Below are 24,279 nucleotides of genomic sequence, written 5' to 3'. Positions count from 1 at the left end.
CTTAGGCTCCAAAGTAGGCACGGACCCCGGCGACAGCCGCGAGGAACGCATCCACATCGGACGTCGTGTTGTACAGGTACGTGCTGGCGCGGGTACTGGCTGTCAGGCCCAGGCGGCGGTGCAGCGGCTGCGCGCAGTGGTGGCCAACCCGGACCGCGATTCCCTTGCTGTCCAAAAACTGTCCGACGTCGTGCGCGTGCACACCGGCGACGTCGAAGGACGCCAAGCCGATCCGCTCCTGTCCGGGCGCCGGGCCGAGGACGCGCACGCCGGGAATGGTTGCCAGGCCTTCGACGAGGCGCTGCCCCAGCAGGGATTCCCAGGCGTGGACACGGTCCATCCCCGTCTCGGTAAGGTAGTTCGCCGCGGCCGCGAGGGCGATGGCCTGGGAGACTTTCTGCGTGCCGGCCTCGAACCGCTGCGGGGCAGGCAGGAACGCGGCGCGCTCCATCGTCACCGTGGTGATCATCGATCCGCCGGTCAGGAAAGGCGGCAGCGCGTTCAGCAATTCGGACCGGCCGTACAACACGCCGATGCCGGTGGGCCCCAGCATTTTGTGTCCCGAAAGGACCGCGAAGTCAACGCCGAGGTCCTGCACGTCCAACGGCAGGTGGGGCGCGGACTGGCAGGCATCCAGCACCGTAAGGGCACCCACCTGGCGGGCCATCGCCACAAGCTTCTTGACCGGGTTGATCGTGCCCAGCACATTGGAGGCGTGGCTGAAGGCGAGGACCCGCGTGGCCGGGCTGATGATGCCGCCGGCAGCTTCGAGGTCCAGCACGCCCGCGTCGTCGACCGGGATGAACCGAAGGCTCGCGCCGGTCCGCTCCGCCAACTGCTGCCACGGGATGAGGTTTGCGTGGTGCTCCATCTCGGTGACCACAATCTCGTCGCCGGCGCCTAGTGCGAACCGTGCGGCCGGAGCACCGGCGCCCGGCAGGGACGAGTTCAGAAACGCGTAGCTGAGCAGGTTCAGGCCCTCGGTGGCGTTGGAGGTCCAGATGATCTCGTCGGCTCCCGCGCCCAGGAAGGCAGCGAGAGTTTCGCGCGCATCTTCGAAGGACTCCGTGGCCTCCACAGCCAGCAGGTGCGCACCGCGGTGCACGGCGGCGTTGCGCTGCTCATAGAACTCCTGCTCAGCTTCAATAACGCTGAGGGGGTTCTGCGACGTCGCACCGGAGTCAAGATAGATCAACGGGTGCCCGCCGACGGACCGGGAGAGGACGGGGAAGTCGTTGCGGATCCGCAGCACCTCGTCGTCGGTCAGTGCAGGCGTGAGCACGGCCTGGGACTCTGACGTGGGCACAAAAACCACGCTGGCCTCCTCGGATCGGGGTTAGATGGACTACTATCCATCATCCCACGGAACGGGACCGCGGAATCTGCTGCCGGCATCAGGGCGGGAGCGGATCGCCGCTCGTGTCCATCAGGTCGATGCGCCGGCTGACGCCCAGCTTCGCGAAGAGACGGTAGAGGTGCCCTTCCACGGTCCGCTGGGACACGCAGAGCCTGCTGGCGATCTCGGCATTCGTGGCTCCGCCGGACACCAGGTCAAGGATTTCGGATTCCCTGGCGGTAAGTTCCGCGTCTTGCTCCGGACGAACGAGGTCAATGTGGGCAGCCATCCCGGCGGCGGTCATCCGGTTATGGATCTTGCGCTGGACTGCGAGCAGTCTCCGCTTGTCGGTGGATTCCGCCAGGCACCGCTCGGCCTGCTGCGCGGCTTCGAGGGCCAGGAGCACAAAGCCGCCACGCAGCGCCTTGTCGCTGATCCGGACGAGCTCGGCGTCGTCGGAGTTCAGCACGGCGAGTGCATAGTCGTGCAGCATTCCCGCTTCCCGCCCCTCCACCGCGGAGCTGCTGACGGCCAGACCGTCGGCGGCCCCCGCGTCTCCCCGGCGCACGGCAAGCCGTCTGATGTCGGTTTCAGTGCCCTGCAACCCCTGCCGCCTGGCCTCCGCAGCAAGGCCCTCGAGCCTCTTGCCGGCCGCCCCGGCCCCGCCGGGTGCTCCCCCGGCCGCGGTTGAGTACGCCTCGGCGAGCAGCGGAACCGACCCCGGCCCGCGGTACCGTGACAGCCGGAACGCGGACGCATGCTCCTCTGCCTCCTGGGTGTGGCCGACGGCGGCAGCGGCATAGGCGGCCACGGCATGGGCAAGGGGCAGCAATTCCCAGGGATCGGCAATCGTGAGTTCCTCGACACCAAGAACAAGTTCGGCGGCACCTTCGGGCATGCGCCCCTGACGGACACGGGCGAGGCCCCTCATCAGGTGCAGGATGCCGCCGCTGAGCAGCAGCCTCGAAGGGTAGTGGGCTTCGTACTCATCGAGGGCTGCAGCGAGCGTCTGCCATTCTCCGGCCCAGTTCAACGTCAGGCCGTAGCGCACCAGGAGGTCTTCATAGACAAGCGGCAGTGCCATGCCGGCGCTTTGCGCCTCCTGCCATGCCTCCCGGGCGAGCCCAAGGCCCTCCGCTATCCTGCCCTTGGCGCAGAGCAGTTCGGCGAGCAGCGACTCCGCCGCGAGTTTGATCTCGGGCCGCTCCCCGGCGGCCGCGACCAGTTGGCTCAGCCTGCCCTCACGGTCCCCCTGGATCCCGGCCGCCCCGGCAACCGGAGCAAGGTCCAGCCACGATGGCCCCACGGCGGCATCACTGTGAAAGGTGCCCCGGCCGCTGCGCAGTGGACCGGCGTCGGGCGTTCCGGCGGGACCCCCCAAACCCGCGGATGTCTCTCCGGTCAGCGGCGCCTTCGGGCGTCCCCGCAGGCGGGAGGACAACAGCGTCGCCAGATAGCGGGACGTCTCGTTTGGAATCGGTTCCGCGAGCTGCAGCAATTTAGCGGACTCTGCGCCTTCGCCCAGCAAATACCGCGCATAGGCCATCTGCAGCCGGGCCTCGGGAACCATCGCGTCATCGGATATGGCCTCCGCGGTCCTGAGCGCGGTCTGCGCATCGAGCGCGACGTTGGCAGCGCAGGCCGCCGAGAGGAGCTGCTCGGCCGGAACGTCAGCTCCGCAGTCCAGTGCCCACCGGACCCGGTTCAGCAGGGCGTCCGGGGGCACAGATGTCACCGGCGGCAGGGACACAAAACTGGCACGCAATCCGGCGCTCCTGCCGGCTGGAACCCAACGGCGAATGATCTCGCCGATCAGCGGACTCGCGGCACGGACGGTCCGGTCGGCACCTCGTGAGACGCTGATGATACCGGCCATCTCCAGGGCGTCGACGGCTTTCGGCCCGCCAAATCCCAACAGCTGGCCGAGCGGAAGCGGTCCCGCCAGGGCCACTATGGCGGCGGTTGTCCTTTCCTCGGGTGACATCGACCGCAACTCGTGCCCGATCAGGTCCGCGACCGGGATATCGGACAAAACGGGTCGGGAGAGGAGGAACCAGATGCCATGGCGCAGTCCCAGGGCCCCGGTGTCCCGGGCGTGTTCGATCAGGGACAGCAGCATAAAGGGATTCCCGGCGGACGCATCCGCCAGGATCGCGGTGGCCCAGGGCGAGACATCGGCGCGGAGAACCTGCTCGCAGAGCTGGTGCACTTCGGCCCGGGTGAGCGGCTCCAGGTCGAATTTCGCGAGAATCCCGTCATCCCAGAGGGCCAGGAACTCCGCGGGGATGAGCAGCCCCGGCCGGCAGGTGACCAGCACGTTGGCGGCACCGGTGGCGACGGCCTGGGCAACAAGCTGGGTGGTCCCGCGGTCCAGGCATTGGGCGTCGTCGATGACGAACAGCGGCTTGCTTGGTTGCGCTTTGATGCTGTCGGTCACGGCCTTCACGACTGCGGAGAACGAGTCCAGATCGTGTGCGGGCAGCTCGCCGAGGTAGGGCGACAGTGCGCCGAAAGGCACGGCCGACAGTGCCGGTGTCGCTGCCAGTCTAATCACGGCCGTGTGAGGCTGGAGTTCGCGTATGACCGCCCTGGAGACGGCGGTCTTCCCGGTGCCCGGGTTGCCGACGATGAGGGCACCGGACATGCCGCTGTCGCGCAGGCATCGGAGGATGTCCTTGACGACCCCGGACCGGCCGACCAGAGTGGTCGACTCAGTCAGGCCTTCCACCTGCGCCCCTTCCTTCGGCGCGGCGGATTCCACCGCCCGGAGGATAGGAGGCCGGGCCGGTTAGCCGAGGCGTGCGTGTTCCACAGGTCCGGAGATGACATCTTTGAGTTCCGACCTGCTCGCGACGTGCAGTTTCGCGTACACCTGGTACAGGTGCCCTTCAACTGTCCGGACAGAAACGTGCATCTCGTCCGCGATTTTCCGGTTGGACGTACCCGCGGCCGCCCTGACGGCCACCTCGGATTCCCGGGCCGTCAACGTCGAGGTGAGCAGGGAAAGCACACCGTTCCGCGGGTTGCCGAACCGGTCCTCGAGGGACTGCTGCGTGCGCTGGGCCATCCTGAGGGAAATTCGGTTACCCGCGTCGTTGGCGCAACTGACCGCTTTCCTGGTCGCATCCCGGGCGAAGACCGCATGGCCGGCGGCATCGGCGTCCTTGGACGTTGCCAGCAATTCCTCGCTGTCGGAATTCTTCAAACCTTCCGCAAATCGCGAGCACAGGCCGGCGAAGCGCCCGGTGACCTGGCCCGCAAGATCGGCTAGTTTCTGGTTTGCCTGGCGGTCTCCCACCCGGGCCACCGCCGCGAGGAACTGGAGCGCGGTCGCAAGCGCAGAGGCTTCGGCATCGCTGTCGGCTTCCTGCTTCATTGCGCGGAGCGCCTCGGTCTTCTGGCCGATTTCCGCCTTGGCAGACAGCTCGAAGTACCGCGTCATCCGGTTCACCAGCCACGATGCCCTGGGCTGCGGGTCCTCGATGTCCACCAGCAGCGCCCCGGCCTTTTCCTCATCACCCTGGAGCGCGAAGGCATAGGCGCAGGCCGCCACTGCAAGTCCGGCGACCGCATCGGGATCGTGCAGCCTCAGCTGCCAGACCCCGGACTGGAGCCGCTCCAGCGCCCCGGTGACGTCACCCCGGTGGAGGTCGACGATTCCCTGGCCGATCTCGAACATGCTGCCCAGCCTGGGCTGCGCGTCCCAAGCCTCCGAGGTGGCCGCAATGAAGTCTGCGGCCTCCCGGAATTTTGCCGCCAACAGCAGAATCTGCAGGAACCGTCCCCGGATGTCGCGGAGCGACGCGTCGGACAGGTCCAGGAAGCCGGCGGCAAGAATGACCTGCCTGCCCAGCACCACGGCACCCAGGATGTCGCCGGTGACTGCCCTCGCTTCGGACAGCAGGCTCGCCGCCATGATCTTGGCTTCGCTGCCCAGGTCCGCGGAGTCCACATCCTGGAGCATCTGCAGGACATCGCCGTACCGGCCTTCGAAGGCTGCCAGCGCGGCGTAGGCCAGGCGCACCCGCTCCGCCACCGAACCCGGCCCGTTCCCGGTGTCCCCGGATACCGTGAGCCGCAGCTCAATCTCCTGCACGCGGGCCAGCGCATTTCCTGCCAAGGCCGGACTGCGCCTGTCCAGCTCAGCCCACAGCAGCTGCAGGGAGGCCCATTCATCCAATGCCAGTCCGTCACCGGCCCGCTTTTCAACATCGGTCAGGATCCGGCGGGCCGCTTCGTCATTGTGCAGGGAGATAAGAGCCCGGGCAGATTCGATGGCCACGTCCGTCAGCTTCTCCCGTCCGGCGATTTCCCGGGTAAACCTCAGGGCCGACTGCGGATCGGAGAACTTGTTCGCGAGGCGGGCAGCCGCCAGGGCCAGACGGGGATCCACTTCTTCACCGCAGTCGAGTGCCCAGGCGACCGCAGTGGACCCGGTGTATTCGTCACGGTCCTGGTCCTGGAGCACAGCACCCAGCCGGCGGCGAAGTTCCGCACTGCGTCCGGGCGGCACTACGCTGGCGACGATTCCCGCGGTAACCGGGTTGGTGATGCTCACCATGGGCGGATGGTCATGGCTGACCCGGATCAGTGCCCGTTCCTGAAGGGTGTCGATGTCCTGCGCCTTCGACACGTTCATCAGGGTCTGCAGGGGCAGGGCCCCAGCGAGCGACAAGATCTCAAAGACATCACGCTGGCCCGGACTGAGCCGGTTCAGGCGGGCTTTGAGCACATCCCTGATCTCGCCGGCCAGCGCCACCGGCCTGTCCCCCAGTACCCACGAATCCTCGTGGCGAACAATGACTCCCAGCTTGATCTGTTCCCTGGCCAGGGAGTGCAGGAAGAGTGCATTGCCGCCGCTGGCGTTCCAGAGGGCGCGTGCCGCGGTGTGGGAGAAGTTTCCACCGTACTCCTGGGCGAGGCTGTCCATCGTTTCGCTGAAATCGAAAGGGCCAAGATCCACCCGGCGCAGCAGGTCATCCTTCCAGAGCCCCATGATGTCGCTGCCCAGGTTGGGCAGGTCCACGCACGCGGCGAGCAACAGGACGTGGCCGCCGGCGCAGAGCTGGGCCACCATCATGGTGGACAGTTCATCGAGGTCATGGGCATTGTCGACGAAAAGTACGATGCTGCGGCCCTGGGCACGGGTATGGAGCAACTGCGTCAAGCCGCGCAGAACCATCAGCGGGTGCTCGAGGTGGGAGGAATCAAGTTCGTTAAGAAGTACGCTCAGCGCACCGTACGGCAACTTGGAGGAAATGGAACTGCCCCGGACCTGGACCACCAGGAAGTCGTCCCCGAGCTGTTCAAGGGCCCGCTGGGCAATAAACGATTTTCCGGCCCCGTGTTCCCCCACAATCACCGCCCCGCAACCGGATCCCGAGGTCAGCGCCGACACGACGTCCAAGACGGTCTTGTGCCGGGTGTAACGCTTTTGGTGCCACCCCTTCCCCTGATGTTGGGCGGCTGAAATCACATCTGTTCTGCCGCTGCCCGCAGGCAGGCCGGCTTCTTGCTGAAACATGAGAGAGACCTTCGCAATCAAAGTATTGACTACCGATAGATCCAATCTATGGAGACGAGGATTTGTCGGGATGCGTAAGTGCTACTCGATTACCAACGTGGTGATCGGCCGCGGGCTACGCAGGTGTACTCAGAATCCGCGGACCCTCAGGGTTACAAAACCAAGTAGTCGGAGCCGCCGCACAGACTCCGTGCCGCTCCGATCCTCTGTCAGCTGCGGGGCTCTGCCAGCTGCCGGGCTCTGCCACTCGGTGGACGACGCAGTCCTGGCACGGCCGCCCGGCCTGCGGGCGGCCGAGCCAGGACTGCGGACCGTAAAGCTTAGGGAGCCGACGGCGGCTGGGGGGAGGAACCTCGGTCTCAGAAGGTTCCGACGCCGTCGGCTCCGTCAAAGGGGTTCACGCGTTAGGCGGGAACCAATTGGGGAGACCATGGAAGAAATTTAGTGTCTACTGCAGCAGAGCGGAATGTCCCCAAGGCCGGCGATCCTGGCAGCTTCATCGGAGGGCCTGGGCCGCTTCCGCGTTGATAGCTCCACGTTCAAATCCTTTGTCGGGTGGTACTGCCCGGGTGATTCCTGGTGGGCGGGAGAATCCTGGTGGGTGATTCCTGGTGCCTGAATACAATTTAGCGAACCGGACGGCACCGGGGCACCGGTAGTCCGTACTCGAATTCGTGCCGGGTTCCGGACGAGCCGGGATCGAGGGTACTTGTCACGGCAACGGGCACGTGGCGCTTGCGCGGTCCGAATACGCGGTCCCCATACCCGGGCGGCCCGGAGCCTACTTGCCCGTGCCCCGTCCCTACGCACGCCGGGGCGGCGGAAGGGAGTGATGCCTTCAGGGTGCCGGTCAACGGAGAACTGGAAAATGGTCACGGCGGCTAGGCCGGGGACACACCCGGCAGCTGGTCCCGGCCGCTGACATTGAGCTTGGCATAGCTGCGGTACAGGTGGCCTTCGACTGTCCGGATGGATACCTGCAGCTCGGCGGCAATTTGGCGGTCGCTGAGGCCGCGCACCGCCAGCGCCACAATGTCGCGCTCGCGGCGCGTCAGCACACCAAGGGCGTCGGCATCGGCTTCCGGCACCTGCCCGGCAACACTGTCCATTCTGTCAAGGCACCGCTTCCGCTGGGACAGCGCCGCGCGCTCCCGGAGGGTGTCCCCGGCTGCCCTGTAGCCGTTCGCGGCGGCATCATAGGCCAGCGCCGCAAAGCCCCACAGCTCGGCGTCTTCGCAGCTCTTGCCCGCTTCGAGATGGTCCGCGGCCTGGTCGGTGTTGAGCGCAGCCGCATAGTGGCAGATGGCAGCTGCCCTGGGGCCCTCGAGTTCGGGCTGCAGTTCAAGGACCCGGGCCGCGGCATCACGGTCCCCCAGGGCGAGGCAGAAGGCGAGGGCGTCGAACTCAAGGCCAGCTGTGGACCCCCCGGCCTGCGGACGGCCCAACGCCCGGAGCTCGTCAATGGCGCCCGGGTAATTGCCGAGCCGGGCCTTGCCGTAGGTGACTGCCATTTGCGAAAGGACGCGCAAATAGCGTGAAACTGCCCGTGGTGCCGCGTCGTAGTCGGCGAGGAATGCCGCGGCTTTGTCTTTGGCCCCGACTTCGGCGGCGGCGGCGAAGGCCATCGAAGAGGTCAGGGCGAAGAGCTGCTGGGGATCCGCGAGCCGCAGTGACTCCAGTGCTGCGCTGAGGGTGTCCAGGGCCTGGGCAGCCTTGCCCTGGTACAGCAGGATAACGCCGTGCGCGGCGTGGACTCCCCCGCCGAACGAGATGCGGTTGGGTCCGGGACCGGCTGCTACTCCGGCCAGGAGCGTCTCCGCGGCTTCCCAGTCGCCGCCATGGATGACCGCTGCTGCTGCCCGCGCGACGAGGAATTCCGCGAGGAAATACAGTTCGTCATGTCCGGATCCCGCGGATTCAAGTGCCTCGGACACCGTGGCGAACGCCTGCACGGCCTTCCCCTGCACGAGGAGTCGTTCCGATTCCAGGGCCAGCCTGAATGCAGCTTCAAGGGTGTTGGCCGGCGGGCCAGCCCACACGTCGGCCTGCGCTCCGTCCCCGTCCGGGTACTCGCCGGCCAGCGCGAACACCATGGCGTGCATGGTGGCATAGCGCTCCCGCGTGGCCTTGAGGATTCCCTCGGCGTCCTCGGGGTTTTCCTTGGCCAGCCGTTCGCCTGCCTCCAGGAGGGCTCCGGCCCGGTCCATGATGTCGGCCGGGCTATGGCCGAGTGCGGCCTGCACGGCAGCCCACATCAGAGTGCCTGTCAAGAGGACCGCCACGCTCAGCCCCTTGGCGAAGTCGGCCTCCAGGATGTCCCGGGCGGCCGTGTAGTCCGAGGTGTTGAAGTAGGTCCGTGCGGTCACAGACCGTGCCGCCACCTGGAGTTCAGGATCCTTGATCAGGGCGGCGGCCCTGCGTGCCAGCTCGTCCTCGTAGAGCCGGCTGGCCAGCACGGCTGCCCGGAGCAGCTGCCGGTCGTCGACCTCCGCTCCGCATTCCATCGACCAGCTCACCTGCCGGAGCAGGCCTTCCGCCGACGTCGGTTCGCTGTCCATGAGGCGCAGGAGGCTCTGCCGGAGTTGGAGGCTCCGCGCCGGAGAAATGAGGTTGCGCAGGGTGTCGGCATAGATCGAGTGCCACAGCCGCAGTTGAGGGTGGGGTGCCGGTGTAACGCGGATCAGCTCATGTTCAATGAGAACGGCCACCGGGTCCTGGCCCACTGTGGCCTCGATCAGCTCGCGGGACACCGGTTCGGCCAGGGCAATCAGGTTCAGGGCCTGACGCTCTTCCGGCGAGTGCCGGAGCAGCTGCCGGCGCACGACGTCGGACAGGCGGTCCCCGTGACTGTTCAGGGGACGCCCGAGCAGCCACACCCCGTTATTTTGCAGCAGCGTGCCGTCCTTTTTCGCATCGTCGATCAGCCCGTTGAGCAGCAACGGGTTGCCCTCGGAGGCTTCCCAGAGGATCTCGGCGACGTTCGGAAGAACCTGGGGTCCCAGCTCGCGTTCCAAAATTTCAGCAGTCTGCCCCTGGGTGAGCGGGCGGAGGTCGATGCGTTCTGCTATGCCTTCAAACCACAGCTGCAGCAGTGGTTCCGGCAAACCCGGCCGGGCGGCTGAGGCCACAAGCAATTTCGCCCAGCCGGCGGCGGCGAGTTCCACCAGGATCCCTGCGGTGGCCTCGTCAAGGTCATGGGCGTCGTCGACGATCAGCAGCAAGGGCATTTGGCTGGCACGGCGCTCTTGCTCCAGCCGGGACCAGAGGGTCCTGAGTACCGCAAGTTGCGACGTCGCCTCCTGAACGGGCAACTCGACAATAAAAGGACCCAGCACCCCGTACGGCACGTTCGTCAGCGAGGGGCTGCCATGGATGCGCACCGGCGTGACGGTAGATCCCAGCTCGGCCACGACGGCGTCCAGGAGCGTGGATTTGCCGATCCCGCTGTCCCCGAGCAGCAGGACCGCGACGTGCGTGCTGCCCTGGATCGCCTCCACCGCCAAGCCCAGATCCTCCGCTCGGCCGGTCAAGGCGGTGGATCCTCCCGCCTCATCGCGGGCGGCTGCACGCTTCCTAGATGAGTCCAAGCAGATCACTTCGCGAGGAAACTCCCAGCTTGGTAAACACCTGGTACAGGTGTCCTTCCACAGTCCGCACAGAGATACCGATGGCCAGGGCGATGTCCTTGTTGGTGACCCCGTTGCCCGCGAGGGTGGCTATCTGGCGCTCCCTCTCCGTGAGCAGCGGCCCCTTGTTCCTGGGCATGATCGGCAGGGCCGGTACGGAACCCGCCAGGCTCTCCAGGATGGCGTGTGCGGCGCTCGCCTTCCCGCTCAGCCCCGCGGCCTTGGCAAAGTCGAAGGCGAGGGCGGCGCATCGGGCCTGGACGGCGTCAAGTTCCATGGCGGCTGCCTGGCCGGCGGCTTCCAGCATGATGGCGGCATCCTTTTTGCGGCTGCCCACGGCGACGGTGCGGGACAGCTCCGCCAGCGGACCCTGCCGCAACGCCGCGATGTCTTCCATGAACTGGAAATCCTTGGTGGTGCCGTTGACCGTCGCGCCGAGCATAAAGATACCGGCCAGGGTGTAGCGGCCGCGGCGGAAGTGTTCCTCGGCCGAACGCACCAGCCGGTCCTTCGCCTCCGGATCGCCCAGCCAGCGCGAGGCCATGTCCATGCAGAAGTCCGCGGAGCTTCGGACTGTAAAGCGGGCGGCTCCCTCCGCTGACCGGGCCCGGTCCAGGTAGACCGTGGCCTGCACGGAATTCCCGGTCTGGGCGTACGCGAAGGCAGTGGCCGCGTAGGCCTGCCGCAGCGAGTGCAGGCTTGCCCGCACTTCAAGCTGCGCGATCGCGGCCAGGAGCGGGTCGAGTGCCATGTAGCCGCGGCCCGCATAGACATAGGCGAGGCCCACGGCCAGATCAGTGGGCGCACTGCCGGAGTGCAGCCCGTGGCCCGCCCGGCCGCTGGCGTCCTTGAGCATGTCGATACTCTGGCGCCACTGTCCGGACAGCAGCAGCACATTGAAGGATCTCCACGCGAAGTTCTCGCGGATCCGGGGGACGTTGGACCACTCCCCCAGCTGGCCGCCGATGTCGCGCATCAGCTTGCGGGCTTCGAGTTCCCTGCCCGTCATGCACAGGGCTTCCATCAGAATGATTGCGGACCGGAGCCGGTGCACCGGATCCGCGTCATCCGCTTCCGACGAGGCAGCCGCGGTGAGCCGGTCCATCATGGGCGCGTAGTCACCTACGAAGGAGAGGTAGTTGAATTCGCAGAGGTCCAGGCACAAACGGGCACGGGTCAGCTCCCCGGCCGACGCCGCCGGGTGGTCCCCACCGAGTTCGTCGAGATGCTGCCGGCCCTGCCGGACCAGTTCGGGAACCTGCCCGGTCCGGTCATCGAGCCACGACATGCAGTCCGCTTTGGCGGCAACCAGCTCCGCATACTCCCCGGCACCGAGGGCGCTGATCTGTGCTTCCGAGACATCGTCCAGGGCAGCCATCGCCTGCAGCGGCAGTCCCAGTTGCAGGTAGGCTGCGGACTTTTGCAGCTGCCCCTCGGTCCATTCCGGGTCCGCCGGGGTCAGGCTGCCGGCGCATTTGAGCGCGAACTTGGGGTCGAAGAGTTTGACGGCGGCGCCGGCAGCCGCCACGGCGTGGGCCGGCGCGAGGGGCGCGTCGCAATCGTGGGTCCATGCGGCGTAGGCCAGCAGGTCTTCCACCGTGAGCTCATTCAGCTCGTCCTGCTGGTGTCCCGGTACCTTGTCGCGCAGTTCCAACCGGCGCTCCACACTGAGCCAGTTCCGGACGATGTCGCCCAGATAGCGGTCCCCGAGCGAAACGAGGTGCCGGTCCGTGCGGTCAACGACTATCTGGCCGGCGTCTTCCATGTCCGCAATGACCCCGGGGCTGTACATCCGCGCGAGCCTGGCCAGCGGCAGGGTCCGGGCACAGGAGAGCACTTCGATGACCTCCCGAGCCACGGGTGTTTCCCGGGCGTACCGGGCCCGCACAATGTCTTCCAGCGCCGTGCGCCCGTCCAGGACCACCTCATCCAGCAGGGTCCAGACGGATCCGGACAACACAAGGTTGCCCCGTTCAATCTGTTCGGAGACAACGGCCTGCAGCAGGGTGGGGCTGCCGCCGACCAGCTGGTGCAACTGGCTCGCCAGCGCGCTGGAAACCCTGTGTCCGAGCGCGGCTTGGAGCACCTCGAGGGTTTCGACCTCCGTGAGGTTGGCGAGCCGGACCTCAGCCAGCTGGCCGGAGGTGATGAGCCAGTAGAAGTCCGGCGGAAGGTCCGTCGTGCGCTGGGCAGTCGCAACGAGCCGCGCTGTCCGGGTCTGGAGCAAGTTAAGCAGGACGCCGGTACTCAGTTCGTCCAGTCCGCCGGCGTTGTCGAGCAGGATGACGCACTTCCGTCCGGCGGCGTCGTCACGGATCCGGGAGGTGATGCCGTGCAGGATGGCAGTCGGCGAGCCAAGGGAACTTTGCGGCAACCGCGCGAGCGTGAACGCGAGGCACCCGTAGGGGGTCGCAATGCCGGACCCCGGGCTGCGGAGCTGCAGCGTGTAGACGTCGGGGCCGAAGCCCATCACGGCGGTACGGCCTACCTGGGTCTTGCCCACACCGCGGTCGCCGGTGATGACCACGCCCATCCGGTCCTCTGCGATGAGGGCATTACGAACCCGGTCGGCGTCGGCATTGCGCGCGAGACCTGACCACCTGTGCCGGTCCAGCGGACCGGTTGCAGGTTCTTCCGAGGCGGGTGCCAATGTAGTGGAAACATTCCCCCAGCCCAGCGATTCCCTCGACATCTAGTTTCCTTTGTACCGCTCTGCGGACAGCAAACCTGAGACCGTCCGCCTAGAAGTAGCGTATCCCTATCCCCCGACATGAGAGTAGAGCGATCATAACGGCATTTCAGGACGCTTGGAAGCAATTCGCCGCGTCGGCTGCGGCGCGTCGAGCGGTGCAGCACGCCGGAGTCTTTGTGAGCCTTCGGGCTAGGGTGTCTTCGCGGGGTGGAACTCCTGCTGGGCGGCAAGCAGGCCGTCCCGGACCAGGACCTCCACGGCGTCGGCCGCGGTGTCGATCAGGAACGGGAGTTCCTTCTTCTCCGAACCGGAAAAGTCCTTCAGCACAAAGTCGGCGGTGTCCATCCTGCCCGGCGGACGGCCCACACCGACCCGGACCCGCAGATAGTCCTTGGTGGCGAGGGCCTTGCTGATATCCCGCAGACCGTTGTGGCCCCCTTCGCCGCCGCCAAGCTTCAGCTTTACCGTGTCGAAGGGAATGTCGATCTCGTCGTGCACTGCGATGACGTGGCCGGGCTCGATGTCGTAGAACTTGGCCAGCGCCGAGACCGGACCGCCGGACACATTCATGTAGCTCAGCGGCTTGGCCAGCACCACCCGCGGGCCGCCGATGCCGAGGCGGCCTTCCAGGACGTGGGCCCGCGCTTTGTGGGACTTAAAGCCGCTGCCGATCCGGGAGGCGAGTTCATCGAGGACCATCTGTCCGACGTTGTGCCGGTTGTGGGCATACTCCGTTCCCGGGTTGCCGAGGCCTACGATCAGCCAGGTGTCAGTCATGGGTGCGTCCTTCGCTCAGGCGGGCAGGTTCCCGTCACCAGGGTCCGGCGCTGCCGGGCGGAGACGACGGCGGCCGGGCCCCAGAGGGACCCGGCCACCGGAGGATTTCGCCGGAATTACTCGGCTGCAGCCTCGGAAGCTTCGGCGGTAGCCCCTTCGGAGGCCTCTTCCTCGGTGACTTCGGTGGCCTCGGAGATGTTGACAACCAGTGCCTCGGGGTCAGCCAGCAGGACGGAGCCCTTCGGCAGGACCAGATCGGAGGCGTGGATGTGCTCGCCGGCGCTGCGGCCTTCGATGCTGACCTCGATGGCGGTCGGCAGGTGCGTGGCCTCGGCCTCAAGGGAGACGGTGGTCATTTCCAGGTTGTGGGCGTTGCCCGGAGCCAGCTCGCCGCTGAGGTGGACGGGGACGTCAACGGTGACCTTCTCGCCGGTGCGGACGGTCAGCAGGTCCAGGTGCTCGATGATCTGCTTGATCGGGTTGCGCTGGATGTCCTTGACGAGGGCAAGGTGCTGCTCGCCGTTGATGTCCAGGGTCAGCAGGGCGTTGGCGGTGCGCACGGCCAGGGTGGTGGCCTTCGCCGGCAGGGTGATGTGGATCGGCTCGGCGCCGTGGCCGTAGATGACGGCCGGGATCAGGTTCGCCATGCGGGCGCGGCGGGCGAAGCCCTTGCCGAATTCGGTGCGGACTTCTGCTGCGAGCTTCTGCTCAGACATGGATATCTCCTCGTTGGATTTCAAGCTGTGGGACTAAACGGTGTTCAGCAAGGGCGGAGGTCTGTTTGCGACCTTCAACGCCGGGCTGCTGTGCAGCGGCCCTTCAGAAGGAGATTCAGACCCAGTCGATAACGGATACCAGCAATCCGATGAACCATGTTTACGGTTTCCCACACGGCTTACCGGCGCTTTCCCTCGCCAAGGTTTCGGTTCAAGGTTACCAGTGCGGGGCCGCAATCAGGAAAACAGCCCCGCACAGGCGGCGGTCGAGCATGCGCAAGCGAGCCCTACTGCGCTCACCTGCGCTCTATAAAGGGCTACGCGTTGCCGTCGAACAGGCTGGTGACGGAGCCGTCGTCGAACACTTCGCGGATGGCGCGGGCGATCAGCGGTGCGATGGACAGCACGGTGAGCTGCGGGAAGCGCTTGCTGGCGTCGATCGGCAGCGTGTTGGTGACAACAACCTCGCGGGCGCCGGACTCGGACAGACGCTGGGCCGCCGGATCGGAGAACACGGCGTGTGTTGCCGCGATGATGACGTCCTTGGCGCCGGCGTTCTTGAGCACCTGCACGGCACCGGAAATGGTTCCGCCGGTGTCGATCATGTCGTCGATCAGGACGCAGGTGCGTCCTTCGATCTGCCCGACGACCGTCTTGGAGACGGCCTGGTTCGGAACGGTGAGGTCGCGGCTCTTGTGGACGAAGGCCAGCGGCGCCCCGCCGAGGCGCTCGGCCCACTGCTCGGCCACGCGCACGCGGCCGGTGTCCGGGGAAACCACCGTGATGTCATCAGCCCCGACGCGGGTGCGGATGTAGTCCGCCAGCAGCGGGATGGCCATAAGGTGGTCCACAGGCCCGTCGAAGAAGCCCTGGATCTGCGAAGTGTGCAGGTCCACGCTCATGATGCGGTCGGCGCCGGCGGTTTTGTACAGATCGGCCACGAGGCGTGCGGAGATGGGCTCGCGGCCGCGGCCCTTCTTGTCCTGCCGGGCGTACGGGTAGAACGGGGACACCACGGTGATGCGCTTGGCGGAGGCCCGCTTGAGCGAATCGATCATGATGAGCTGTTCCATCAGCCAGTTGTTCAACGGGGCGGGGTGCGCCTGGATGACGAAGGCGTCGGTGCCGCGCACGCTCTCGCCTGCCCGCACGTAGATCTCACCGTTGGCGAAGTCGTAGGCATCCAGGGGCAGCAGCTCGGTTCCGAGCTCCTTGGCGATTTCCCTCGCCAGCTCGGGATGCGCGCGTCCAGCGGCAAGCACCAGCTTCTTCTCGCCGCGTGCCGTAATTTCGCTCATGTTTGCTAGCCCTCTTCTGTAGTTGCCGGAGTACTGGAGGAAGTTGTGGTGGCGCCGGCCGCCTCGGCCAGGGACGCGGAGAGCGAGTCAGGCCGGTTCGCAAGGACCCAGCCCTCGGCGTTCTGCTGCTTGGCCAGGGACAGGACCAGGGCACCGGGCGGCACGTCGCGGCGGATTACCGCGCCGGCGCCGCTGTACGCGCCGTCGCCGACCTGGACCGGAGCGACGAAGACGGTGTTGGAGCCGGTGCGCACACCGGACCCGATGACCGTGCGGTGCTTCTTCTCGCCGTCGTAGTTCGCGGTGATGTTGCCGCAGCCGATGTTGGTGTCCTCGCCGATCTCGGCGTCGCCGGCGTAGCCCAGGTGGGAGAGTTTGGAGCCGCGGCCGATGGTGACGTTCTTGGTCTCGTAGAAAGCGCCGATCTTGCCGGTCTCGCCGAGGACGGTGCCCGGCCGCAGGTACGTGAACGGACCGACGTTTGCCTTGGCGCCGATCGTGGAGCCGGACCCGTGCGTGCGGACCACTTTGGCACCCTCCCCCACCTGTACATCGGTGAGGGTCGTGTCGGGGCCGACGACGGCGTCGCGCGCCACCGTTGTGGTGCCGTGCAACTGGATGTTGGGCAGCAGCCGGACGTCCTCGTCGAGGGTGACGGTGGCGTCGATCCAGGTGGTGGCCGGGTCCACGACCGTGACGCCGGCCCGCATCCAGGCTTCGACGGTGCGCCGGTTGAGTTCGGCGCCGAGGGCCGAGAGCTGGACCCTGTCATTGGCGCCCTCCACCTGCCAGCGGTCTTCGGTGACGACGGCGGCCACACGGCCTCCGGCCGCACGGGCCAGGCCGAGCACGTCGGTGAGGTACTTCTCGCCCTGGGCGTTGTCGGTGGTGACGTGGGCCAGCGAGTCGCGCAGCACGCCGGCATCGAAGGCGTAGATGCCTGAGTTGATCTCGCGGATTGCACGTTCGGCGTCCGTGGCGTCCTTGTGCTCCCGGATGCCGGAGACCGATCCGTCCGCGGCCCGGAGGATGCGTCCGTAGCCCGTCGCGTCGTCCAGGACGGCGGTGAGGACGGTCACGGCGTTGTTCCCGGCCTCGTGGCTGGCGACGAGTTCGCCGAGCAGCTGCCCGGTGAGCAGGGGCACGTCGCCATACGTGACCACCACCGTGCCGCTGACCTGCTGCTGGGGGTGAAGCGCGTCGAGGGCGTCGAGGGCGGCTTCAACGGCACGGCCGGTTCCAGGCACCTCGTCCTGGTCGACAATCAGGGCTGCCGGGTCGACGGCGGCGACGTGGGCGGCCACGAGGTCGCGCTCATGCCGGACGACGAGGGCCAGCTCCTGCGGCCGGATGGTGCGGGCAGCATGCAGCGCGTGGCCGACGAGGGACCGGCCGCCGATCTCGTGCAGGATTTTGGGGGTACGGGACTTCATCCGGGTACCGGCGCCTGCAGCTAGGACGATTACGGCGGCTGGGCCTGTGTTCTCGGGGCTCACGTACGGGCTCTCCTTGCTCTGCGGCTTAGCTCATGCCGCTGCTTGGTGTATCTGGGTGGCCGGCGGCTGGGGCCTGGTGATGCGCCTTGGTTGCCGGATCCGTGCGGCCTGGGCCGCCCGGACACCGGTCACGGCGCCAGACTCATCCTACTGGACTCATCCCGGGCCGCGCCCGCCGGGTGCCGTTTTACGGTGCCACGACGCGCAACAGTTCCGCCCATAGGACTCGAACCTATACTCCACGGCTCCAAAGGCCGGGGTGCTGCCATTACACCAGGGCGGACCATGCCAAGGCGCTGAGCCTGTGGCACGAGAGTCAATTCTGCCATACTGCGTTGCCGCCCAGTGCGGCGGGGACGACCGGAGCGCGGCCGCCCGTCTCCCCCCGGGTGATCTGGGGCATGATGGAGCGGTGAGCAACAGCACAGGGGTATCCGAAGGGGCGGAGGGTCGCGGCGGCCGGCCTGCACGGGCCGCCGGCTACGTGCCGCGGATCCGGATGACAGGGCCCCAGCGCCGCAGCCAGCTCATCGGCATCGGCCGCGGGCTCTTCGCCCTCCGCGGACTGGACGGAACCACCATCGAGGAAATCGCCGCGGCCGCGGGGGTCTCCAAACCGGTGATCTACGAGCACTTCGGCTCCAAGGAAGGCCTGTACACCCAGGTTGTTGAGTATGAGTTCCGGATCCTGCTGAGCTCCATCACCGAGGCACTGTCCGAGGAAGCCAAACCGCGCGTCCTCGTGGAGCGGGCCGCCCTGGCCCTGCTGAGCTATATCGAGGAGCGCACCGACGGGTTCCGCATCCTCATGCGCGATGCCCCGCCGACACAGCCCGAAGGCGCGTTCTCCACCCTGCTCTCGCACGTCACGGCCCGTGTGGAGTACATCCTGGCCGACGAGTTCGCCCGCCGCGGCTTTACCTCGGCCGACGGGGCCATGTACGCGCAGATGCTGGTCGGCATGGTGGCCATGACGGGCCAATGGTGGCAGGACAGCCGGACCCCGGATAAACGCGAGGTGGCGGCCCACCTGGTCAACCTCGCCTGGAACGGCCTCACAGGCCTGCAAAAAGACCCGGAGCTCCGCAGCGAGGATTAGTCTTCAAGAAAACGCCTCGGGCACGGGCATCGACCCGGCCAACGGACATGCCCTCCCCCGGCGGCGAACAATGGACATTTGGCCAATATGCCCATTCCTGGACCTCGCCGTTGGACATGCCCGGGAGTCCTGCACCACCCGAGTGGGCATGCCCATCCTTTGAGGGCGCGTGGAACGGCCTCACCGGCCCCGATTTGAAGTCCGAGGGGTAGTTTGCCCGTGCGGTCACCTACGCGGCGCAGCCAGCCCAGGCTGGCCGGCCTATTCGCCGAGGACTTCCAGGGCTCCCAGCCATTCGAGTTCGAGGGCTTCGCGTTCGACTGCGAGGTCCTTGAGCTGCTTGTTGAGCTCCGCGAGCTTGCCGACGGCGGACGGGTCCGCGGCCGCGGCGGTCATCTGGGCGTGGATCTTGTCCTCCTGCTGCGTGAGCTTGCCCAGCTGGCGGTCGATGCGGTTCTTGGCCTTGCGGGCATCGCGCTTTTCCGCTTCCGAGGGACCGGCGACGGCGGGGGCGGAACTGCCGCTGGCGGCGGTGACGGGGTTGCCGCCGCCGGTGATCGTGGAGCCAGCCATCGCCGCTTCGCGCAGTTCCAGGTACTGGTCCACTCCCCGCGGCAGGGCCCGGATCTTGCCGTCGCCCAGGAGCGCCATCTGGTGGTCCGTGACGCGTTCGAGCAGGTAGCGGTCGTGGCTGACGACGACGAGCGTGCCCGGCCAGCCGTCCAGGACGTCCTCGACGGCGGCCAGGGTGTCGGTGTCGAGGTCGTTGGTGGGCTCATCGAGCATCAGCACGTTCGGCTCCCCCACCAGCAGGCGCAGGAGCTGGAGGCGCCGGCGTTCGCCGCCGGAGAGGTCCTTGACCGGGGTCCACTGCTTCTCGTTGGTGAAGCCGAGCTGCTCCACGAGCTGGCCGGCGGTGAATTCCTTGCCGCCGACATTGAAGGAGCGCTTTTCGCGCTCGATCACTTCGATCACGCGCAGGTCCGAGACGTCGTCGAGCTCCTTGACCTCCTGCGACAGGACCGCGGTGACCACCGTCTTGCCGCGCTTGACCTTCCCGGAGCTGGGCTGGATTTCGCCGTTGAGGAGCTTCAACAAGGTGGTCTTGCCGGCGCCGTTGACGCCCACCAGGCCAAGCCGCTCACCGGGGGCCAGCCGCAGGGTGATGTTGTCGAAGAGCTTCTGCCCGGCATCGCCCCCGAGGAAGTCGAGGGAAACGTTCTCGAGGTCCAGGACGTCCTTGCCGAGCCGGGCGGTGGCCATCTTGCTCAGTGCCGTCGAGTCGCGCGGCTCGGGAACATCGGCGATCAGGGCGTTGGCCGCCTCGATCCGGAATTTGGGCTTTGCGGTGCGGGCCGGGGCCCCGCGGCGGAGCCACGCGAGTTCCTTCTTCACGAGCTGCTGGCGCTTGCCTTCCGTCACGGAGGCGGCGCGGTCGCGTTCAGCGCGGGCCAGCACGTAGGCGGCATAACCGCCGTCGAACGGGTCCATGATGCCGTCGTGGATTTCCCACGTCTTGTTGCAGACTTCGTCGAGGAACCAGCGGTCGTGGGTGACCACGAGGAAGGCGCCCTGGTTGGCCCGCCAGCGGGTCTTCAGGTGCCGGGACAGCCACGCGACGCCTTCGACGTCGAGGTGGTTGGTGGGCTCGTCGAGCATGATGACGTCGTGGTCTTCGATCAGCAGCTTGGCCAGCGCCACGCGGCGCTTCTGCCCGCCGGAAAGGGCGTGCACGTTGGCGTGCCAGTCGACGTCGGACACGAGCCCGCCCATGACCTCGCGGATCTGCGGGTTGCGGGCCCATTCGTAGTCGGCCTGGTCGCCGACGATGGCGGCGCCGACCGTGAGGTCGCCGTCGAGGACGTCGCTCTGGTCCAGGTAGCCGATGTTGACTTCGCTGCGTTTGGTCACGCGGCCGGAGTCCGGGGTGGCCCGCATCGCCAGCAGGCGCATGAGCGTCGACTTGCCGTCGCCATTGCGGCCGACCATGCCGATCCGGTCGCCCTCTTCGAGTCCGAGGGTGATGCCGTCAAGAACGGTACGGGTTGCATACGAGACGGTGAGGTTCTCGCCGCCGAGCAGGTGTGCCACTGGGAACTGCTTTCCTAGAGAAAATATATGCCAAGCAAATGTGCCGGATCGGTTCGACCCGGGCCGACTACGCCGTGGAGGGGACGGCAGTCCTATTAAAGGAGCGTATCGGAGATGATGCGTGCCCCGTGAACCGGGCCGTGCACCGCCATGGCCTCAAGGCCGTGGTGCCGGAGGTCCTCGGCCAGGCCCTCGGCTGCCGCCGGGCTGTGCGACAGCAGCGCCACCGTGGGCCCCGAGCCGGAGACAATCCCGGCGATCGCCCCCAGCGACTCGCCGAGTCCGAGCGTGTCCCGGAGGCTGGGCGCCAGCTCGATCGAGGCGCGCTGCAGATCGTTGACCAGCACCCTGCTCAGGGAATCGGCGTCGCCCGCCCGGAGGGCCTGGAGGATCATCGGGTCCACGGCAGTGGGTTCGTCGATCACCGCCTCATCGTCAGCGCGCAGCCGGTCCAGGGTCCGGTACACCTCCGGGGTGGGCAGCCCGAAGTCCGCTGTCACGAGGACCCAGTCGGTCTGGGCCTTGACGAGGGCGGGCGAGAGGTCGTCGCCAAGACCGAGCCCGACGGCTGTGCCCCCGAGCAGGGAGAAGGGCACATCGGCGCCAAGTTCTGCGGCCAGGTGGGAGAGCTCGTCGCGGGAAAGCCCGCTGTTCCACAGCGCGTCACAGGCCAGCAGGGTGGCCGCGGCGTCGGCCGAACCGCCGCCCATTCCTCCGGCCACGGGCACCCGCTTGGTGATCTCGAGGTGGACGCCGGTGGAGTGCTCCGAGACGTCTGCCATGATCGCTGCCGCCTTGTAGGCCAGGTTGCGTTCGTCGAGGGGAATGTCCACGCCGTCGAGGTCCAGGGTGCTGGCCGGGCTGATGCTGACGGTTATTTGCCCGGTGTCGGTGCTGGTTGCGGCGACTTCTTCGTAGAGGGACACCGCGAGGTAGACGCTGGCCACCGAGTGGTAGCCGTCCGGGCGCAGGGGCCCGACATCCAGTGAGACGTTAACCTTGCCGGGAGCCTTGACCCGGACAGTCCTCGCGGCAAAGCGCCCTCTCACTGCGTTCATGGCTCCACGCTATGGCATGGCGGGGTCCGGCTCCAAGCACGGCGCCCGGGGCCTGCACGTTGCGGGCTGCCGCCCGGGTTATGGGGCCGGCGTCGCGCGGGCTTCCGCGATCCGGGAAAAAGCCGCGATGTCGATGACCTCACCGCGGGCGGTGGGATCGACGCCGGCCGCGCGCAGGCACCGTTCGGCCTCCACCGCGCTGCCGGCCCATCCGGCCAGCGCTGCGCGCAGGGTCTTGCGGCGCTGGGCGAATGCGGCATCGATGACGGCGAAAACCTGTTCCCGGGTGGCGGTGGTGACGGGCGGCTCCCGGCGTGTGAACGCCACGAGGCCGGAGTGGATTTTGGGCGCCGGCCAGAAGACGTTCATGCCGATGACGCCGGCCTTGCGCATACTGCTGTACCAGGCGGCCTTGACCGAGGGAACACCGTAGGTCTTGGATCCCGGCCCGGCGGCAAGCCTGTCGGCCACCTCGTCCTGGACCATGACCAGCCCGTGGCGAAGGCTCGGGAAGTGCTGAAGCAGATGCAGGACCACCGGCACGGCAACGTTGTATGGAAGATTCGCCACGAGTGCGGTGGGTTCCGCGGGGAGTTCGGTGACCCGCATGGCATCGGCGAGAACCAGATGGAAATCCCCGACGGCGTCCGGCCTCCACCGGGCGACGGTTTCCGGAAGTTTGCCGGCGAGGACCGGATCGATCTCGACGGCGACAACCGACCGGGCGGCGTCCAGCAGGCCCAGGGTGAGGGACCCGAGCCCCGGCCCGATTTCAAGTACCGTCTCGTCCGGGTGGATGTCCGCGGTGGCGACGATCCTGCGGATGGTGTTGCCGTCAATGACGAAGTTCTGCCCGAGGGTCTTGGTGGGCCGGACCCCGATCTCCTCGGCCAGCCGGCGGATGTCGGAGGCCCCCATCAAAGGTGCGGGCGCACCGGCCGGCGTACTGATCGGCTCAGCCATCGGCGTACTGGCTGGAGTACTGCCTGGCGCGGAGGAGGTCGGTTCAGTCACCTAGGTATCCTATCCCGCCGGCGGCCCCGGGCATGGCAAAGGCCGGGTCCGGGGAACCGGACCCGGCCTGGGCCGGGCGTCCGCTGCCGTGGTCAGCCGCTGCGGAAACCGTGCGAGTTCTTGGCGACGTCACCTGACCGTCAGCCGGAGCTGAGGGGCCGGTGCGGCTCCTTTAGCTTGAGGCTGCCCAGCCGCAGCCCCACGGCTGCAGGCCGCGCTGGGCGTAAACGCGGTTGGCGATATCGATCTGCTGGGCCTTGGTGGCCAGGCTGGCGTTCGGGGCGTACGCGCCGCCGCCGGATCCGAGCCAGGTCTGGATGTCGAACTGGAGTCCGCCGTAGTAGCCATTGCCGTTGTTGATGGACCAGTTGCCGGTGGACTCGCACTGCGCGATCTTGTCCCACATGGCTTCGTTCATCATGGCGGGGGCTCCGGCGCCGGTGTTCCCACCGGTCTGGGCTTCCGGCTGCGGCTTTTCCTTGGTGCCGACGGTGACCTTTTTGGTGACCGGCTGCGTGCTGACGGACTGCGACACCAGGGTGCGGGAGGCTTCGCGGCCGTCGACGAGGACAAGCTTGAACTTCTTCTTGATGGAGCCGGCCGCGCCCGCCTGGGTCACCTTTTCTTCGCCCTTGAGCATGCCGGCGTCCTCAGTGGTGAGGGTTTTGAATGGCACGGCTTCGGTTGCTTCCGCCGTCTTGCTGACGTCCACGCGGGAAACCTTGATCACCATGTTGTTGACCACGGGCGCGTTGCCCGGCTGGGAGACGCGGTCGCTGGCCCCCAGTTTGATGCCGGCGTCGGCGAGGAGCTGGCCGACGTTGGCGGCTGTCGTCGTGGTCTTGGCGGCTTTTCCGTCGGCGACGAGGCTCACGGCCTTCGGCGTCGAGATGGAAACGAACGAACCGGAGACGGAGAGCTGGGCGTCCTTAGGGACGGACAGCTCGGAGGCGCTGGCCACGCCGAGTTCCGTCACAAGCTCCCCCACGGTGGGCGAGGTGGTTTTGATGGTCCGCTCCGCGCCGTCCAGACTGACCTTGACGGCCTTGGCGAGGTTGACGTTGATCACGGACCCGTCCTGGACATGGGAATCCGCAGCAGGCGTGATCCGGTCGGCGGACTTGAGTTCGAGGTCGGCGCCCTTCACGACCTGGCCGACGGTGCCGCCGAAGGTCTGGACCGAACTCACTTTGCCGTCCACGTTGAGGGTGACTGTCTTATTGTTTCCGACGAACGCCACCAGCCCCAGCACGAGCGCCACAAGCACCACAAGCTGCGTGCCCACCTTGACGAAGCTGAACTTGCCATCCGATGTGAAGAACTTGACCACGATTGCCCATATCTTTCGGACCATCCGGGCACGGGGAAAAGCGCACACGTCGACCCTCCGCCGACAGCCCGGAGGCAGCACCGGAAGGGGTGCGTTTTGTCCGCGGCAGGCGTGTGCACTGCCACACTCACAAACGAGAGCGCGCATATGGTTCGTTGGCCACGATGCGCGCCCTGCAGGAGTGAAATTATCCGAAGGCCTTCCCCGACCCCGGCTAATAGT

The 24,279-nt window shown here is 67.1% G+C and carries 14 protein-coding genes and 1 tRNA gene; 1 reads left to right on the top strand and 14 read right to left on the bottom strand.

What is annotated here, in order from left to right; genetic code table 11:
* Position 1: 1 nt before the first annotated feature.
* From ASE96_RS17090 to ASE96_RS17045, 10 genes are all read right to left on the bottom strand, one after another.
* Entirely contained in the window at positions 2-1,306 is a 1,305-nt protein-coding gene (locus ASE96_RS17090; RefSeq protein ID WP_442853913.1) for a SufS family cysteine desulfurase, read from the bottom strand.
* A gap of 88 nt (positions 1,307-1,394) precedes the next feature.
* The gene (locus ASE96_RS17085) at positions 1,395-4,097 is read right to left on the bottom strand and encodes a helix-turn-helix transcriptional regulator (protein WP_162238835.1); all 2,703 of its coding nucleotides are present in this window, start codon (positions 4,095-4,097) and stop codon (positions 1,395-1,397) included.
* A 27-nt stretch (positions 4,098-4,124) separates the two neighbouring features.
* Positions 4,125-6,860 (bottom strand): helix-turn-helix transcriptional regulator, encoded by a 2,736-nt coding sequence (locus ASE96_RS17080; protein WP_056433194.1) that lies wholly within the window; start codon positions 6,858-6,860, stop codon positions 4,125-4,127.
* An 881-nt stretch (positions 6,861-7,741) separates the two neighbouring features.
* The gene (locus tag ASE96_RS17075) at positions 7,742-10,390 is read right to left on the bottom strand and encodes a helix-turn-helix transcriptional regulator (RefSeq protein WP_156367649.1); all 2,649 of its coding nucleotides are present in this window, start codon (positions 10,388-10,390) and stop codon (positions 7,742-7,744) included.
* 43 nt (positions 10,391-10,433) lie between these two features.
* The gene (locus ASE96_RS17070; protein WP_056433189.1) at positions 10,434-13,178 is read right to left on the bottom strand and encodes a helix-turn-helix transcriptional regulator; all 2,745 of its coding nucleotides are present in this window, start codon (positions 13,176-13,178) and stop codon (positions 10,434-10,436) included.
* 189 nt (positions 13,179-13,367) lie between these two features.
* Positions 13,368-13,955 carry an aminoacyl-tRNA hydrolase gene (gene pth, locus ASE96_RS17065; RefSeq protein WP_056433186.1) on the bottom strand — a complete coding sequence of 196 codons (588 nt, stop codon included), beginning with the start codon at positions 13,953-13,955 and terminating at the stop codon, positions 13,368-13,370.
* A 116-nt stretch (positions 13,956-14,071) separates the two neighbouring features.
* Complete coding sequence (locus tag ASE96_RS17060; protein WP_056433183.1) at positions 14,072-14,671, bottom strand: 50S ribosomal protein L25/general stress protein Ctc; 600 nt, start codon at positions 14,669-14,671, stop codon at positions 14,072-14,074.
* 317 nt (positions 14,672-14,988) lie between these two features.
* A complete protein-coding gene (locus tag ASE96_RS17055; RefSeq protein ID WP_056433181.1) occupies positions 14,989-15,969 on the bottom strand; it encodes a ribose-phosphate diphosphokinase in 981 nt (326 codons plus the stop codon).
* Between the two features lie 5 nt (positions 15,970-15,974).
* On the bottom strand, positions 15,975-17,465 hold the full coding sequence (gene glmU / locus ASE96_RS17050) for a bifunctional UDP-N-acetylglucosamine diphosphorylase/glucosamine-1-phosphate N-acetyltransferase GlmU (RefSeq protein ID WP_056433178.1): 1,491 nt from the start codon (positions 17,463-17,465) through the stop codon (positions 15,975-15,977).
* Positions 17,466-17,676: 211 nt separating this feature from the next.
* Positions 17,677-17,748, bottom strand: a tRNA-Gln gene (locus ASE96_RS17045).
* 216 nt (positions 17,749-17,964) lie between these two features.
* Here ASE96_RS17045 and ASE96_RS17040 point away from each other — a divergent pair.
* Positions 17,965-18,564, top strand: coding sequence for a TetR/AcrR family transcriptional regulator (locus ASE96_RS17040; protein ID WP_056433286.1), 600 nt, complete (start codon positions 17,965-17,967; stop codon positions 18,562-18,564).
* Between the two features lie 261 nt (positions 18,565-18,825).
* Here the strand turns inward: ASE96_RS17040 and ASE96_RS17035 are convergent, their stop codons facing one another.
* The 4 genes from ASE96_RS17035 to ASE96_RS17020 all read right to left on the bottom strand — a co-directional run bounded on the left by ASE96_RS17035 (position 18,826) and on the right by ASE96_RS17020 (position 24,081).
* Positions 18,826-20,655, bottom strand: coding sequence for an ABC-F family ATP-binding cassette domain-containing protein (locus ASE96_RS17035; protein WP_056433177.1), 1,830 nt, complete (start codon positions 20,653-20,655; stop codon positions 18,826-18,828).
* Positions 20,656-20,750: 95 nt separating this feature from the next.
* The gene (locus tag ASE96_RS17030; protein WP_056433175.1) at positions 20,751-21,713 is read right to left on the bottom strand and encodes a 4-(cytidine 5'-diphospho)-2-C-methyl-D-erythritol kinase; all 963 of its coding nucleotides are present in this window, start codon (positions 21,711-21,713) and stop codon (positions 20,751-20,753) included.
* 78 nt (positions 21,714-21,791) lie between these two features.
* Entirely contained in the window at positions 21,792-22,676 is an 885-nt protein-coding gene (gene rsmA, locus ASE96_RS17025) for a 16S rRNA (adenine(1518)-N(6)/adenine(1519)-N(6))-dimethyltransferase RsmA (protein WP_056433173.1), read from the bottom strand.
* Between the two features lie 223 nt (positions 22,677-22,899).
* Positions 22,900-24,081 carry a resuscitation-promoting factor gene (locus tag ASE96_RS17020; protein WP_235500311.1) on the bottom strand — a complete coding sequence of 394 codons (1,182 nt, stop codon included), beginning with the start codon at positions 24,079-24,081 and terminating at the stop codon, positions 22,900-22,902.
* Positions 24,082-24,279: the final 198 nt, after the last annotated feature.

It is taken from the genome of Arthrobacter sp. Leaf69 (assembly GCF_001422645.1).
Lineage (GTDB): Bacteria > Actinomycetota > Actinomycetes > Actinomycetales > Micrococcaceae > Arthrobacter.
This window is presented reverse-complemented; position numbering and strand designations above follow the sequence as displayed.